Consider the following 12,742-nt stretch of genomic DNA (forward strand, 5'->3'; position numbering starts at 1 on the left):
GTCATATGTCGACAACCGCCCTGATCTGGAAGCAACTCCCTTGATGATTCAACGGCTATTACCGTTTTTCCTGTTGGGAGCCCTGGCGCTGGGCGGCTGCGCGACGGTGAGCACACCGCGCGTCCCCAGCGACGCCCTCCCCGCCGCGCAATCGTCGTTCGGCCGCTCGATCCAGGCCCAGGCCGCGCCCTATCAAGGCCGCTCCGGCTTTCGCCTGCTGCCCAACAGCAGCGAGGCGTTCATGGCCCGCGCCGAGCTGATCCGCAACGCCCAGACCAGCCTCGACCTGCAGTACTACATCGTGCACGACGGCATCAGCACGCGCATGCTGGTGGATGAACTGCTCAAGGCCGCCGACCGTGGCGTGCGTGTGCGCATCCTGCTGGACGACACCACCAGCGACGGCCTCGACCAGATCATCGCCACCCTCGCCGCCCACCCCAAGATCGAGATCCGCCTGTTCAACCCCTTGCACCTGGGCCGCAGCACGGGCGTTACGCGGGCCATGGGCCGGCTGTTCAACCTGTCGCTGCAACATCGGCGCATGCACAACAAGCTGTGGCTGGCGGACAACAGCGTGGCCATCGTCGGCGGACGCAACCTGGGGGATGAGTATTTCGACGCCGAGCCCAACCTGAACTTCACCGACATCGACATGCTCAGCGTGGGCCCGGTGGCCGAGCAGTTGGGCCACAGTTTCGACCAGTATTGGAACAGCGCCCTGAGCAAGCCGATTGATGACTTTGTCTCCAATACGCCCTCCAAAGGCGACCTGGTCGCCGCGCGTGTACGCCTGGAAGCGTCCCTGGCCGAGTCGCGCCAACAGAACCACGCGCTGTACAACCGCTTGCGCACCTACCAGACCCAACCACGCATGGACACCTGGCGTCGCGAGCTGATCTGGGCCTGGAACCAGGCGCTGTGGGACGCGCCGAGCAAGGTGCTGGCCAAGGCCGACCCGGATCCTCGACTGTTGCTCACCACCCAACTGGCGCCGGAGTTGGAGGGCGTCAATCACGAGTTGATGATGATCTCGGCGTACTTCGTGCCAGGGCAACCGGGGCTGGTGTACTTGACCGGGCGCGCCGATGCAGGTGTGTCGGTAAGCCTGCTGACCAATTCCCTGGAAGCCACCGACGTGCCTGCCGTGCACGGCGGTTATGCGCCGTATCGCAAGGCCCTGCTGGAGCACGGCGTGAAGCTGTATGAGCTACGCCGCCAACCGGGCGACCCCAGCGGCGGCAGCGGCCCGCACCTGTTTCGTCGCGGCACCTTCCGCGGTTCGGATTCGAGCCTGCACAGCAAGGCGATGATCTTTGATCGGGAGAAGTCGTTTATCGGCTCATTCAACTTCGACCCACGCTCGGTGCTGTGGAACACCGAAGTCGGGGTGCTGGTCGATAGCCCAGAGCTGGCCGAACATGTGCGCAACCTGGCACTGCAAGGCATGGCGCCGCCCTTGAGCTATGAGGCGAAGCTACAGGATGGCCAAGTGGTGTGGGTGACCGAAGATAACGGCCAACTGCACACCCTGACCCGCGAACCGGGCAGTTGGTGGCGACGCTTCAATGCCTGGTTTGCTACCAGCGTCGGCCTGGAGCGCATGCTCTAGGCCGGCTGCGCCGCTCCAAATGCACCTTGGCGCAGCAACAACACCACCAACCCCAACGCACCGGCCGCCATCAGCAACGGCAATGCATGCCCGCTGATCCACTGGCTGCCGGCGCCGGCCACCAGCGGGCCGATCAGGCAACCGATCCCCCACAACTGCGCCACATGGGCATTGGCGCGCACCAGTGCGTCGTCGCGGTAACGCTCGCCGATCAGGATCAACGACAGGGTGAACAAGCCTCCGGCACTGGCGCCGAACAACACCCAGATCGGCCAGATCAACACGGTGTGCATCAGCGGTGGAATCGCCAGGCTCGATGCCAGCAACAACACCGCACAGCTCAGGAACAGCGTGCGACGCGGCAGGTAATCGGCCAGCGCGCCGATGGGCAACTGCAGCAGCGCATCGCCGACCACCACCGTGCTGACCATGGCCAGGGCGATCTCGGCGGTGAAGCCTTGTTGCAGGCAATACACCGGCAACAACGTCAGAATCATCGCCTCGAAGGCGGCGAATAGAGCCACCGCCCAGGCAATCGCCGGCAGGCTCAGGCAGAAGCGCCACAGGTCGGCGAAGGTCACGCTGAAGGACTCGGCGGTCGGCGCGCCGGATCGCCCCAGCAACAGGAATGGCGCCACCACTAACAGGCCTACGCCGACCCAGAAACCGTAATCATGGTCGGTGCCGATCAAGCCCAGCAGCAACGGGCCTGACAGTTGGCTCAAGGCATAACTGCAGCCATACAGCGCCACCAGCCGGCCGCGCCACTGCTCCACCACCAATTGGTTGATCCAGCTTTCGCCGAGGATAAACACGATGGTCAGGATCACCCCGATCATCAGGCGCAGCACCAGCCAGACCGGGTAACTGGGCAGGATCGCCAGCAAGCCGATGGACACCGCGCCCGCCCACAGGCACAGGCGCATGAGGTTGGCGGTGCCGAGCCATGAGGCCATGCGACTGGAGACCTTCGCGCCGAGCAGTACGCCAAAGGCCGGCATGGCTGCCATCACGCCGATGGCGAAACTGCCGTAGCCCCAGCTTTCGAGGCGCAGGGACACCAGCGGCATGCTGACGCCCAAGGCCAAACCGACGCTGAGTACCGAGGCCAGGACGGCGAAATAAGTCGCCCAACGCATGTCCACGCTCCTGTGGATAATTTTTAAGATCACACGAAACAATGTGGGAGCGGGCTTGCTCGCGAAAGCGGCGTACCAGTCAATACATGCGTGACTGTCATACCGCATTTCGCGAGCAAGCCCGCTCCCACATTTGGCCTGCGGTGTGGCTTAGAGCTTGATCCAGGTCGCCTTCAGCTCGGTGTACTTGTCGAACGCATGCAGCGACTTGTCGCGACCGTTGCCCGACTGCTTGAAGCCACCGAACGGCGCGGTCATGTCGCCGCCGTCGTACTGGTTGACCCACACGCTACCGGCGCGCAGGGCTTTGGCGGTGAGGTGCGCCTTGGAGATATCGGCTGTCCACACGGCTGCGGCCAGGCCGTAGATGGTGTCGTTGGCGATGGCAACCGCTTCTTCGGCGCTGTCGAAGGTGATCACCGACAGGACCGGGCCAAAGATCTCTTCCTTGGCGATCTTCATGGCGTTGGTCACGCCGTCGAAAATCGTCGGCTCCACATAAGTGCCGCCGGTTTCTTCCAGCGTGCGCTTGCCACCGGCGACCAAAGTGGCGCCATCGGCATGGCCGGCCTCGATATAGGACAGCACGGTGTTCATCTGTTGGGTATCCACCAGTGCACCAACATTGGTAGCTGGATCCAGTGGATTGCCAGGTTTCCAGCCCTTGAGGGCTTCGATCACCAGCGGCAGGAATTTGTCCTTGATGGAACGCTCGACCAGCAGGCGCGAACCGGCGGTGCAGACTTCGCCTTGGTTGAAGGCGATGGCACCTGCGGCGGATTCGGCGGCGGCTTGCAGGTCGGGCGCATCGGCAAACACGATGTTCGGGCTCTTGCCACCGGCTTCCAGCCATACGCGCTTCATGTTCGATTCGCCGGAGCGGATCAACAGCTGCTTGGCGATTTTGGTCGAACCGGTGAACACCAAGGTGTCGACGTCCATATGCAGCGCCAGCGCGTTGCCGACGGTGTGACCGTAGCCGGGCAGCACGTTGAACACGCCTTTTGGAATACCGGCCTCAACGGCCAGGGCCGCAATGCGGATGGCGGTCAGCGGGGATTTTTCGGACGGCTTGAGGATCACCGAGTTACCTGTGGACAGCGCTGGGCCGAGCTTCCAGCAAGCCATCATCAGCGGGAAGTTCCACGGCACGATAGCGCCAACCACGCCGACGGGTTCGCGGGTCACCAGGCCCAGTTGATCGTGCGGAGTGGCGGCGACTTCGTCGTAGATCTTGTCGATGGCCTCGCCGCTCCAGCTCAGGGCATTGGCTGCGCCGGGTACGTCGATGTTCAGGGAGTCGCTGATCGGCTTGCCCATGTCCAGGGTTTCGAGCAGCGCCAGCTCTTCGGCATTGGCCTTGAGCAAGGCTGCGAAACGCAGCATGGCGGACTTACGCTTGGCGGGTGCCAGGCGCGACCACACACCGGAATTGAAGGTGGCGCGGGCGTTTTCGACGGCGCGCTGGGCGTCGGCGGCGTCACAGCTGGCAACGGTAGCCAGCAGACGGCCATCGACCGGGCTGATGCATTCGAAGGTGTCACCGCAAACGGCGGCGGTGTATTCGCCATTGATGTAGGCGCGGCCTTCGATCTTCAGATCCTTGGCGCGTTGTTCCCAGTCGGCACGGGTCAGGGTGGTCATGCGAGTGTCCTCCTCTTATTGAATACAAGGGCCAGGGGATGTCCCTCGGCAGCCTTAAAGAATTCTTGCCCGCCAGCCAATGGTTCGGCGCAAGGCAGCTGCCACCCTAAACCAGCGGCCGGGGATGTTTCAATATATTTGACATAACGCCGGTAAACGCCCTTGCGATGTTCATTTTAATAAACATAGACTTTGGGCTCTCCAACCGCAGGCCAGACGGGACACGCACATGAGCATCCAGGACATCGTCGACTTCAGCCAAGCCAAGACCGCCGCCGAGCGCTACCGCCCCGCCGCCGAAAAAATCCTCAAGGGTGATCCCGAGCAGACGATCTACAACCACTACAACAGCCCCTGCGGCCAGATGAGCGCGGGCGTGTGGGAAGGTGAAGTCGGGCACTGGAAGGTCAACTACACCGAGCATGAGTACTGCGAAATTGTGCAGGGTGTTTCAGTACTGCGTGATGCCGATGGCAACGCCAAGACCTTGCGCGCCGGTGACCGTTTCGTGATCCCCGCCGGGTTCAGCGGCACCTGGGAAGTGCTGGAACCCTGCCGCAAGATCTACGTGGTGTTTGAACAGAAAGCCTGACCGGCAAATCGCAGGCAAAAAAAAGCCCGAATCGTGAGAGACGGGCTTTTTTTCACAAGGTGGAAAATCAATTACTTGATTTTGCCTTCTTTGTAGATCACGTGCTTGCGAACGCGCGGGTCGAACATTTTCTTTTCGAGCTTGTCCGGGGTAGTACGCTTGTTCTTGTCGGTAGTGTAGAAGTGACCAGTACCGGCGCTAGAGATCATTCGAATCAATTCACGCATGATATAGCTCCTTAGATTGTGCCAGCGCGGCGCAATTCAGCCAGCACGACAGTGATGCCACGCTTGTCGATGATGCGCATGCCTTTAGCAGATACGCGCAGACGGACGAAACGTTTCTCTTCTTCAACCCAGAAGCGGTGATGCTGCAGGTTCGGCAGGAAACGACGACGGGTTTTGTTATTTGCGTGGGAAATGTTATTCCCAGTCACCGGACCCTTACCGGTAACTTGACAGACTCTCGACATGCCTCAGCCCTCTAAAACCACATGCCCAACCCGGCATGGGTTGGCCGCTTAATCTCTCAGTCATTTGGCGCCAGGCGCCGCGTTTCTTTAGGGTCTTACCGGCTACACCTACAAGCGAAGGAACCGGGCCCCTAGAAAAGAGCGCTGCTTTATACCAGAAAGACCCAGGTGCAACAACAGCCCGAGTGTTTTTACTGGCGTAAATCTTGGCGACAGACGCCTGAACCGTTGCCAGGAGGGGCCGCTGTCACAGCCGACCGCTCGTCGCACAGAATGATTTACAGCGCCCGCGCGCACGATGACGTGCTCGGCAAAACGCGCTGAGGTGCCATCAAAACAGCATTTGGCGCAAAAGCACAGGCAAAAATGGGCTAGTCATTTACCAATCAGACCACTACGGTAGGACTTTTCCAGACTGCACTCGCAGATGGGCCTTCGATCTGCAAAGGAAACCGAACATGCGCCTCGCTGCCCTACCGCTATTGCTAGCCCCTCTCTTTATCGCGCCGCTGGCCTCTGCCGCCAGCAACCTGAGCGTCTGCACCGAGGCCAGCCCCGAAGGGTTCGATGTGGTGCAATACAACTCGCTGACCACCACCAACGCCTCGGCCGATGTGCTGATGAACCGCCTGGTGGACTACGATGCGGCGAGCGGCAAACTGGTGCCCAGCCTGGCGGACAGCTGGGAAGTCTCGCCGGATGGCCTGACCTATACCTTCAAGCTGCACCCGGATGTGAAATTCCACCGCACCGAATACTTCACCCCCAGCCGTACCCTGACCGCCGAAGACGTGCGCTTCAGCTTTGAGCGCATGCTCGACCCGGCCAACCCCTGGCACAAGATTGCGCAGAGTGGCTTCCCCCATGCGCAATCGCTGCAACTGCCGACGCTGGTCAAGAAAATCGACGCGCTCGACCCGCTGACCGTGCGCTTCACCCTGGACCACGCCGACTCCACCTTCCTCGCTGCCCTGAGCATGGGTTTTGCCTCGATCTACCCGGCGGAATACGCCGACAAACTGCTCAAGGCCGGCACGCCGGAGAAGCTCAACAGCCAGCCGATCGGCACCGGGCCGTTCATTTTCAGCCGCTTCCAGAAAGATGCAGTGGTGCGCTACAAGGCCAACCCGGACTACTTTGCCGGGAAACCGGCTGTGGATAACTTGATCTTCGCCATCACTCCCGATGCCAACGTGCGCCTGCAGAAATTGCATCGCGACGAATGCCAGATCGCCCTGTCTCCCAAGCCGCTGGATGTGGGTGAAGCCGAAAAAGACCCAGCGCTCAAGGTCGAGAAAACCGCCGCCTTCATGACCGCGTTCGTGGCCATCAACAGCCAGCACCCGCCTCTGGACAAGCCCGAAGTGCGCCAGGCAATCAACCTGGCGTTCGACAAGGGCAGCTACCTCAAGGCCGTGTTTGAAGGCACCGCCGAAGCCGCCAACGGACCTTTCCCGCCCAACACCTGGAGCTACGCCAAGGAGCTGCCGGGTTATCCACAGGACCTCGCCAAGGCCAAGGCACTGCTGGATCGCGCCGGGCTCAAGGATGGCTTCAAGACCACGATCTGGACCCGTCCCACAGGCAGCCTGCTGAACCCCAACCCGAACCTTGGCGCACAGCTGTTGCAGGCTGACCTGGCCAAGGTCGGCATCCAGGCCGAGATCCGCGTGATCGAATGGGGCGAGCTGATCCGCCGCGCCAAGGCCGGCGAACACGACCTGCTGTTCATGGGCTGGGCCGGTGACAACGGCGACCCGGATAACTTCCTGACCCCGCAGTTCTCCTGCGCGGCGGTGAAATCCGGCACCAACTTCGCCCGCTACTGCGACCCCGCGCTGGACAAGCTGATCAGCGCCGGCAAGACCACCAGCGAGCAAGGCGTGCGCAGCAAGCTCTACCAGCAGGCCCAGGCGCAGATCCAGCAACAGGCGCTGTGGCTGCCGCTCGCGCACCCGACCGCGTTTGCCCTGGCGCGCAAGAATGTCGAGGGTTACCAGGTGAGCCCATTCGGGCGCCAGGATTTCTCGAAGGTCAGCGTCAAGCCCTGACAACCAGGCCCGCTCCCATGGGGCGGGCTTACATCCACCCATACTCCGCCATCGACAACGGGTCTCCATCCCCCACGATGATGTGGTCCAACACGCGCACATCCACCACTTCCAAGGCTTTTTGCAGCAACTTGGTCAATTTTCGATCAGCCGCACTCGGCTCAAGGCTGCCGGAAGGATGGTTGTGGCACAGGATCAACGCCGCCGCGTTGTACGCCAGGGCGCGCTTGACCACTTGCCGGGGGTAGACCATCGCCGTATCGATGGTGCCCTGGGACAACGCCTCGAAACCCAGCACCCGGTGTTTTGAATCGAGAAACAGGCAGCCGAAGGTCTCATGAGGCTCATGGCGCAACAGTGCCTTGAGGTAATCACGCACAGCCACCGGGCTTTCCAGCACCGAATCCTGGCGCAGGCGCTCGGCCATGTGGCGCCTGGCCATTTCCAGCACCGCCTGCAACTGGGCGAACTTCGCCGGCCCCAGTCCCAATTGCTGGCTGAACAGCGTCTGGCTGGCCTCCAGCAACGGGCGCAAACCGCCAAATTTCGCCAAAAGGTGGCGCGCCAGGTCCACCGCGCTGCGACCGGAAACCCCGGTACGCAGGAAGATCGCCAGCAACTCGGCATCCGACAGGCTCGCTGCGCCCCATTCCAAAAGCTTTTCCCGGGGCCGCTCTGCCACCGGCCAATCGCGAATACTCATCGCACCTCCCTCTCCATACGCGCCGTGGCATGTACGCCGCTGTTGCCTCGCAGACGCTGTGTTATCGTAGGCCCTCTTTTTTGCGTGTGATTTCCCCTGGGGAGGGGCATCGCAGGCGTCACTGAACTGGCATCACTGAACTGGAAAGGCAAACCAATGCAGCGTCTGTATCGGAAACGCATCGTTCTCGGCGTTGGCGGCGGCATTGCCGCCTACAAGAGCGCAGAACTGGTTCGCAGGCTCCTGGACCAAGGCGCGGAAGTGCGCGTGGTCATGACCCGCGGTGGCAGTGAGTTCATCACCCCGCTGACCATGCAAGCGCTGTCCGGCCACCCGGTTCACCTGGACCTGCTGGACCCGGCAGCTGAAGCCGCCATGGGCCATATCGAGCTGGCCAAATGGGCCGACCTGGTACTAATCGCCCCGGCCACCGCCGACCTGATCGCCCGCCTGGCCCAAGGCATCGCCGATGACCTGCTGACCACCCTGGTACTGGCCACCGACGCCACCGTCGCCATCGCCCCGGCCATGAACCAGGCCATGTGGCGCGACCCGGCCACCCAGGCCAACACCCAACTCCTGCAAAGCCGTGGCCTCAAGGTGTTCGGCCCGGCGTCCGGCAGCCAGGCCTGCGGCGACGTCGGCATGGGCCGCATGCTTGAAGCCACTGACCTGGCGCTGTGCGCCGCCGAGTGTTTCCAGCACCTGGCCCTGACCGGCAAGCATGTGTTGATCACCGCCGGCCCGACCCAGGAAAACATCGACCCGGTGCGCTACATCACCAACCATAGCTCAGGAAAAATGGGCTTTGCCTTGGCTGAAGCGGCGGTCGAGGCAGGCGCACGTGTCACCCTGATCACAGGCCCGGTGCATTTGCCGACCCCGGATCGGGTCACCCGAATCGACGTAGTCAGCGCCCGCGATATGCTGGCGGCCTGTGAGGCGGCCATTCCGTGCGACCTGTTCATCGCCTCGGCAGCGGTTGCGGACTACCGCCCGGAAGTAGTCGCCCCGCAAAAGCTCAAGAAGGACCCTACAAGCGGCGACGGCCTGCTCCTGCAAATGGTGCGCAACCCAGACATCCTGGCCACCATCGCCACCCGTCCGGACCGTCCGTTCAGTGTCGGCTTCGCCGCCGAGACCGAGCATTTGCTGGACTACGCCGCACGCAAATTGAAAGACAAAAACCTCGACCTGATCGTTGCCAATGATGTCGCCAACCCGAGCATCGGCTTCAACAGCGAGGAAAACGCCTGCAGCGTGATCGACCGCGAGCTGCACGCCACCCTTTTCGCCCAGACCAGCAAGGGCAAGATTGCCCGCCAACTGATCTCTTTTATCGCCCAACGGCTGAACCAGGTTTAATTTCCATGCACGCTTTGCAAGCCAAGATCCTCGACCCACGCATCGGCAACGAATTCCCACTGCCGGCCTACGCCACGCCAGGCTCGGCCGGCCTGGACCTGCGCGCCATGCTCAAGGAAGACACTGTCCTTGAGCCGGGCCAGACCATTCTGATTCCGACCGGCCTGTCGATCTACGTGGGCGACCCTGGCCTGGCGGCGCTGATCCTGCCGCGCTCCGGCCTGGGCCACAAACACGGCATCGTGCTGGGCAACCTGGTCGGCCTAATCGACTCGGACTATCAGGGCGAACTGATGGTGTCGTGCTGGAACCGTGGCCAGACCGCCTTCAACATCGCCGTTGGCGAGCGTATTGCCCAACTGGTGCTGGTGCCAGTGGTGCAGGCACACTTCGAACTGGTACAGGAATTCGACGAAACCCAACGCGGCGCAGGCGGTTTTGGGCATTCCGGCAGCCACTGACTAAGCTGAACCTGGCCGGGCGCCGTTGCCCGGCCAGACGCCACCGCTGGGCTTTTCAGGACGAAGAATGCGCGGATTTTATCAGCGAGATTTCTCCATAGAAATCAAAGCATTACGCAGACATCAAGACGGAGCCAACGCTCCGATGGCATTTTTGCACCACGAACTCTCTGCCGAAAACACCGTCATACCCTTCAGTTTGAGCCTGCCGGTCAGCCACATTAAGGCCAGCCTTGCCCCTTTCAGATGGAGTTTCCCCCCGCGATGAGTACCGCAGCCCGCGTAGCCCCGACATTCCCCGACAGCATCTTTCGCGCCTATGACATCCGTGGCGTGGTGCCCAAGACCCTGACTGCCGAAACTGCCTATTGGATTGGCCGTGCCCTCGGCTCCCAGAGCCTGGCGCAAGGCGAGCCCAACGTTTCGGTCGGCCGTGACGGCCGCCTGTCCGGCCCGGAGTTGGTGGAGCAACTGATCCAGGGCCTGGCCGACAGCGGTTGCCATGTCAGCGATGTGGGCCTGGTGCCGACGCCCGCGCTGTACTACGCCGCCAACGTCCTGGCCGGCAAGTCCGGGGTGATGCTGACCGGCAGCCATAACCCGTCGGACTACAACGGCTTCAAGATCGTCATCGCTGGCGACACCCTGGCCAATGAACAGATCCAGGCCCTTCACGACCGCCTGAAAAACAACGATCTGACCAGCGGCAAGGGCACCATCACCCAAGTCGACATCCTGCAACGCTACTCTGATGAAATCACCCGTGACGTCAAGCTCGCGCGCCGCCTCAAAGTGGTGGTGGATTGCGGCAACGGCGCGGCTGGCGTGATCGCCCCGCAGCTGCTTGAAGCCCTGAACTGCGAAGTGATCCCATTGTTCTGCGAGGTCGACGGCCACTTCCCCAACCACCACCCGGACCCAGGCAAGCCGGAAAACCTGGTGGACCTGATCGCCAAGGTCAAGGAAACCGGGGCTGACGTCGGCCTGGCCTTTGACGGTGACGGCGACCGCGTCGGCGTGGTGACTGAGACCGGCGAGATCGTGTTCCCTGATCGCCTGCTGATGCTGTTTGCCCGCGACGTGGTGGCGCGCAACGCCAACGCCGAGATCATCTTCGACGTGAAGTGCACCCGCCGCCTCACGCCGCTGATCAAGGAATATGGCGGTCGCCCGCTAATGTGGAAGACCGGTCACTCGTTGATCAAAAAGAAAATGAAGGAAACCGGCGCGCTGTTGGCCGGCGAAATGAGCGGCCACGTGTTCTTCAAGGAGCGCTGGTTCGGCTTTGACGACGGTATTTACAGCGCCGCGCGGTTGCTGGAGATCCTCAGCAAGGAAAAATCCACGGCTGAAGAGCTGTTCCAGACTTTCCCGAACGATATTTCTACGCCAGAGATCAATATCCATGTGACCGAGGAGAGCAAATTCAGCATCATTGACGCACTGCACGATGCGCAATGGGGCGAAGGCGCCAACCTGACCACCATTGATGGTGTGCGAGTCGATTACGCCAAAGGCTGGGGCCTGGTTCGCGCGTCCAACACCACACCGGTGCTGGTCCTGCGTTTCGAGGCGGATACCGAGGCTGAGTTGCAGCGCATCAAGGACGTGTTCCACGCCCAGTTGAAACGTGTTGCCCCTGATCTCCAATTACCGTTCTGATTTTTTACCGGAGCCCTGAATGACCCTCGAACGCGAAGCCGCTGCCAACACTGCCAAGGTCCTGTCCGAAGCGTTGCCTTACATCCGACGCTATGTCGGCAAGACGCTGGTGATCAAGTACGGCGGCAATGCCATGGAAAGCGACGAGCTGAAAACCGGCTTTGCCCGCGACATCGTGTTGATGAAAGCCGTGGGGATCAACCCGGTGGTGGTGCACGGCGGCGGCCCGCAAATCGGCGACCTGCTCAAGCGCTTGTCGATCGAGAGTCACTTCATCGATGGCATGCGCGTCACTGACGCGCAGACCATGGACGTGGTGGAGATGGTCCTCGGCGGCCAGGTCAACAAGGACATCGTCAACCTGATCAACCGCCACGGCGGCAGCGCCATCGGTCTGACCGGCAAGGATGCAGAGCTGATCCGTGCGAAAAAACTGACCGTGACACGTCAGACGCCGGAAATGACCCAGCCGGAAATCATCGACATCGGCCAAGTGGGCGAAGTGGTTGGCGTGAACACCGACCTGCTGAACCTGCTGGTCAAAGGCGACTTCATTCCGGTGATCGCGCCGATCGGCGTGGGTGCCAATGGCGAGTCCTACAACATCAACGCCGACCTGGTGGCCGGTAAAGTGGCCGAAGCGCTGAAAGCTGAAAAGCTGATGCTGCTCACCAACATCGCCGGCCTGATGGACAAGGAAGGCAAGGTATTGACCGGCTTGACCACGCAACAAGTGGACGAGTTGATTGCCGACGGCACCATCTACGGCGGCATGCTGCCGAAGATCCGTTGCGCGCTGGAAGCGGTGCAAGGCGGCGTTGGCAGCTCGTTGATCATCGATGGCCGGGTACCGAATGCGGTATTGCTGGAGATCTTCACGGATACCGGCATGGGCACGCTGATCAGTAACCGCAAGCGTCCTTAAGCGTCAGAACACGAAAGGCCCCGCTCAATCTGATTGAGCGGGGCCTTTTTATTTGTGGCAGGCGTTATCGAAATCTGATTGATTTCACTACTAATCGATTTTCAACATTCGCTGAA

At 61.5% G+C, this 12,742-nt stretch carries 11 protein-coding genes and 1 pseudogene; 7 read left to right on the forward strand and 5 right to left on the reverse strand.

Annotated features, from left to right (window positions below; all coding sequences use genetic code 11):
* Nucleotides 1-43 precede the first annotated feature (43 nt).
* Entirely contained in the window at nucleotides 44-1,612 is a 1,569-nt protein-coding gene (locus HX823_RS11390; RefSeq protein ID WP_177074931.1) for a phospholipase D family protein, read from the forward strand.
* Here HX823_RS11390 and HX823_RS11395 read toward each other — a convergent pair.
* Together HX823_RS11395 and HX823_RS11400 are read right to left on the reverse strand one after the other, a co-directional pair.
* Complete coding sequence (locus HX823_RS11395; protein WP_038843526.1) at nucleotides 1,609-2,751, reverse strand: MFS transporter; 1,143 nt, start codon at nucleotides 2,749-2,751, stop codon at nucleotides 1,609-1,611. The genes HX823_RS11390 and HX823_RS11395 overlap by 4 nt on opposite strands.
* Nucleotides 2,752-2,901: 150 nt before the next feature.
* The gene (locus tag HX823_RS11400) at nucleotides 2,902-4,395 is read right to left on the reverse strand and encodes an aldehyde dehydrogenase (protein WP_177074905.1); all 1,494 of its coding nucleotides are present in this window, start codon (nucleotides 4,393-4,395) and stop codon (nucleotides 2,902-2,904) included.
* Nucleotides 4,396-4,624: 229 nt separating this feature from the next.
* Between HX823_RS11400 and HX823_RS11405 the strand changes: the two genes are divergently transcribed.
* Nucleotides 4,625-4,987 carry a cupin domain-containing protein gene (locus HX823_RS11405; RefSeq protein WP_038843524.1) on the forward strand — a complete coding sequence of 121 codons (363 nt, stop codon included), beginning with the start codon at nucleotides 4,625-4,627 and terminating at the stop codon, nucleotides 4,985-4,987.
* Between the two features lie 71 nt (nucleotides 4,988-5,058).
* Here the strand turns inward: HX823_RS11405 and rpmG are convergent, their stop codons facing one another.
* Both rpmG and rpmB read right to left on the reverse strand, forming a co-directional pair.
* Complete coding sequence (gene rpmG / locus HX823_RS11410) at nucleotides 5,059-5,214, reverse strand: 50S ribosomal protein L33 (RefSeq protein WP_003176906.1); 156 nt, start codon at nucleotides 5,212-5,214, stop codon at nucleotides 5,059-5,061.
* Nucleotides 5,215-5,225: 11 nt separating this feature from the next.
* Nucleotides 5,226-5,459, reverse strand: a complete 234-nt coding sequence (rpmB, locus tag HX823_RS11415; RefSeq protein ID WP_010207494.1) for a 50S ribosomal protein L28 — start codon at nucleotides 5,457-5,459, stop codon at nucleotides 5,226-5,228.
* Between the two features lie 458 nt (nucleotides 5,460-5,917).
* On the opposite strand from rpmB, the gene HX823_RS11420 reads away from it, so the two are divergent.
* On the forward strand, nucleotides 5,918-7,510 hold the full coding sequence (locus HX823_RS11420; protein WP_177074906.1) for an ABC transporter substrate-binding protein: 1,593 nt from the start codon (nucleotides 5,918-5,920) through the stop codon (nucleotides 7,508-7,510).
* 28 nt (nucleotides 7,511-7,538) lie between these two features.
* Here HX823_RS11420 and radC read toward each other — a convergent pair whose 3' ends face one another.
* Complete coding sequence (gene radC / locus HX823_RS11425) at nucleotides 7,539-8,213, reverse strand: DNA repair protein RadC (protein ID WP_038843520.1); 675 nt, start codon at nucleotides 8,211-8,213, stop codon at nucleotides 7,539-7,541.
* Between the two features lie 156 nt (nucleotides 8,214-8,369).
* Between radC and coaBC the strand changes: the two genes are divergently transcribed.
* The 4 genes and pseudogenes from coaBC to argB all read left to right on the forward strand — a co-directional run bounded on the left by coaBC (nucleotide 8,370) and on the right by argB (nucleotide 12,626).
* Nucleotides 8,370-9,578, forward strand: coding sequence for a bifunctional phosphopantothenoylcysteine decarboxylase/phosphopantothenate--cysteine ligase CoaBC (coaBC, locus tag HX823_RS11430; protein WP_015886530.1), 1,209 nt, complete (start codon nucleotides 8,370-8,372; stop codon nucleotides 9,576-9,578).
* Nucleotides 9,579-9,583: 5 nt separating this feature from the next.
* Entirely contained in the window at nucleotides 9,584-10,039 is a 456-nt protein-coding gene (gene dut, locus HX823_RS11435) for a dUTP diphosphatase (protein WP_016975923.1), read from the forward strand.
* A 246-nt stretch (nucleotides 10,040-10,285) separates the two neighbouring features.
* Nucleotides 10,286-11,701, forward strand: a pseudogene (locus HX823_RS11440) (phosphomannomutase/phosphoglucomutase); the annotation flags it as partial.
* 19 nt (nucleotides 11,702-11,720) lie between these two features.
* Entirely contained in the window at nucleotides 11,721-12,626 is a 906-nt protein-coding gene (argB, locus tag HX823_RS11445) for an acetylglutamate kinase (protein ID WP_016975925.1), read from the forward strand.
* The last annotated feature ends 116 nt before the right edge of the window (nucleotides 12,627-12,742 follow it).

The organism is Pseudomonas sp. P7759 (assembly GCF_013386445.1).
In the GTDB taxonomy this organism is placed as follows: domain Bacteria; phylum Pseudomonadota; class Gammaproteobacteria; order Pseudomonadales; family Pseudomonadaceae; genus Aquipseudomonas; species Aquipseudomonas azotoformans_A.